This is a genomic window from Streptomyces cupreus (assembly GCF_014257025.1).
Classification (GTDB): Bacteria; Actinomycetota; Actinomycetes; order Streptomycetales; family Streptomycetaceae; genus Streptomyces; species Streptomyces cupreus.
Genome location: NZ_JACMSF010000149.1, coordinates 1 through 2,543, shown reverse-complemented (window position 1 = coordinate 2,543; position 2,543 = coordinate 1). Strand labels below are relative to the sequence as shown.

3 protein-coding genes are annotated in these 2,543 nt (G+C 70.4%); all 3 read right to left on the bottom strand.

Annotated elements, in window-relative coordinates:
• Nucleotides 1-805: ABC transporter permease (locus H4N64_RS43985; protein ID WP_186288233.1), on the bottom strand; the 805-nt coding region annotated here is incomplete at its 3' end.
• A complete protein-coding gene (locus H4N64_RS43980) occupies nucleotides 802-2,319 on the bottom strand; it encodes a sugar ABC transporter ATP-binding protein (RefSeq protein WP_186288232.1) in 1,518 nt (505 codons plus the stop codon). The genes H4N64_RS43985 and H4N64_RS43980, both read right to left, overlap by 4 nt.
• 110 nt (nucleotides 2,320-2,429) lie before the next feature.
• The coding region (locus H4N64_RS47115) for an ROK family transcriptional regulator (protein WP_418896344.1) at nucleotides 2,430-2,543 on the bottom strand (114 nt) is incomplete at its 5' end.

Below are 2,543 nucleotides of genomic sequence, written 5' to 3'. Positions count from 1 at the left end.
GCAAGCGAGTTCGCCGACCTCGTCGACAGGATCCGGACAGGATGATCAGCAGGAAGGCGGCGATGCCGCAGCACAGTCCCGACAGCAGGTAGAGGTAGAGGCGCTGGCGGCGGACGTCGATGCCGGCGAGCCGGGCGGCCTCGGAATTGCCGCCGACGGCGACCGTGCGGCGACCGAAGGTGGTGCGGTTCAGGATCAGCCAGCCGATGACCGTGACCACGGCGAAGACCATGACGAGCGGCGGGATGCCGAGGACGTAGGCGTCGCGCTCGCCGAGGTCGAGGATGCTCGGAATGGTGACGATCTGCGTCTTGCCGTCGGTGATCTGCAGCGCCAGACCGCGCGCCGAGGCGAGCATGGCGAGCGTCGCGATGAACGGCACCATCCCGCCGTACGCGATGAGCAGGCCGTTGACCAGGCCGCAGCCGACGCCGACGAGGACCGAGGTGAACAGGACGCCGCCGAATCCGTAGTCCTGGGTCGCCACCGTGGTCGCCCATACCGAGGCCAGGGCGACGATCGCGCCGACCGACAGGTCGATGCCGCCGGAGGTGATGACGAAGGTCATGCCGACGGTGACGACGCCGATGACGGAGGCCTGGGTGAGGACGAGTTGGAGGTTGCGGGTGTCGAGGAACTCGTCGGGCTTGGTGATGCCGCCGATGACGATCAGCGCGGCGAGCACCCCGAGCAGGGAGAGGGTGCGTACGTCGGCGCGGGCCATCATGCCCCGCCAGGCGGGGAGTTCGGCCACGGGTGCGGTCTTGCCGGTGCCGTCCCTCGGTGGGGACGCGTGCTGCGTCATGACGCCGGGCTTCCTTCCATGACGAGGTCGAGGACACGGTGTTCGTCGAGGTCGCGGGCGGGCGCGGTGTGCACGACACGCCCCTCGCGCAGCACCAGGACGCGGTCGGCGAGGCCCAGCACCTCGGGCACCTCGCTGGAGACGAGGAGTACGGCGAGGCCTTCGTCGGCGAGGCGCCTGACGACCGCGTACAGCTCGGCGCGGGCGCCCACGTCGACGCCGCGGGTGGGTTCGTCGAGCAGCAGCACCCGGCAGCCGCGCAGCAGCCAGCGGGCGAGGACGGCCTTCTGCTGGTTGCCGCCGGACAGGGTGCGCACGGGCACGGAGGGGTTGTCGGGCCTGAGCGACAGCTCACGGGTGGCGGCGCGCGCGGCGCCCAGTTCGGCACCGCGGTCGATCCAGCCGCCGCGTGAGAAGCGGGACATGGAGGAGACCGACACATTGCGGGTGACGGACTCCAGCATCAGCAGGGCCTGCGCCTTGCGTTCCTCGGGGGCGAGCCCGAGTCCGGCACGGACGGCGGCGCGCACGCTGCCGGGCCGCAAGGCCCGCCCGTCGACGAGGACTTGACCGGCCGAGGGCTTCCGGGCCCCGTAGATCGTCTCCAGGATCTCCGAGCGCCCCGAGCCGACCAGTCCGGCGAGCCCGACGATCTCACCGGGCCGCACCTCCAGATCCAGTGGCTCGAACTCGCCGAGACGGGACAGCCCTTGGACCTGGAGCACCGGTGTGCCACCCACCACCCCCACGGGCCGCTCGGGGAAGACGTACTCGACATTGCGGCCCGTCATCAGCGCCACGACATCCCGCGTGGGCGTCGTCTTCGCGGGCAGCCCCACCGCCACGGCCCGGCCGTCCTTGAGGACCGTCACCCGGTCGCCGATGCGCCGGATCTCCTCAAGACGGTGCGAGATGTAGACGACGGCGACCCCGTCGGCGGTCAGGTCGCCGACGATCCGGAAGAGGTTGTCGACCTCGTCCGGGTCGAGCGCGGCGGACGGCTCGTCCATCACGATCAGCCGTACGTCGTGCGAGAGCGCCCGCGCCATCGAGACGATCTGTTGCTGCGCCGCCGACAACTCCCCGACCAGACGCCCGGGATCGATCTCGGGATGCCCGAGTCGCTTGAGAAGCTGGCCGGTTGAGGTCCGCGCCGTCTTCCTTCGTACGACGAAACCGGCGGCCGTCGGTTCATGGCCGAGGTGGACGTTCTCGGCCACAGACAGGTGCTCCACCAGATCGAGTTCCTGGTAGATCGTGGCGATGCCCAGACGCATGGCGGCGATCGGCGAGCGCAGGGTGACGTCCTCGCCGCGCCAGCGGATGGTGCCGGTGTCGGGCTGGTGGGCGCCGGCCAGGACCTTGATGAGGGTGGACTTCCCGGCCCCGTTCTGGCCGAGCAGACAGTGCACCTCGCCGGCCTGGACATCGAGGTCGACTCCGTCGAGGGCCCGGACACCGGGGAAGGACTTGGTGATGCCGGACATGCTGAGCAGCGATGGTTCTGGTGCCATGGGCTCCCCTTGGCGGGCGTGCGGGCCGGTTTCAGGGCAGGGCGAAGCAGACGGACGTGCTGGGGTGACTCGTGTAACGCGTCGGTTGCGCGGGCTCGGAAGAGGTTCGGTTACGCGGGTGAGAACAGATGGTCGCTGATGAGCCGGGCCGCGCCGATCACTCCGGCGGTGGGGCCCAACTCCCCCAGCACGATGGGCAGATTGCGGGTCGCCAGCGGCAGCGA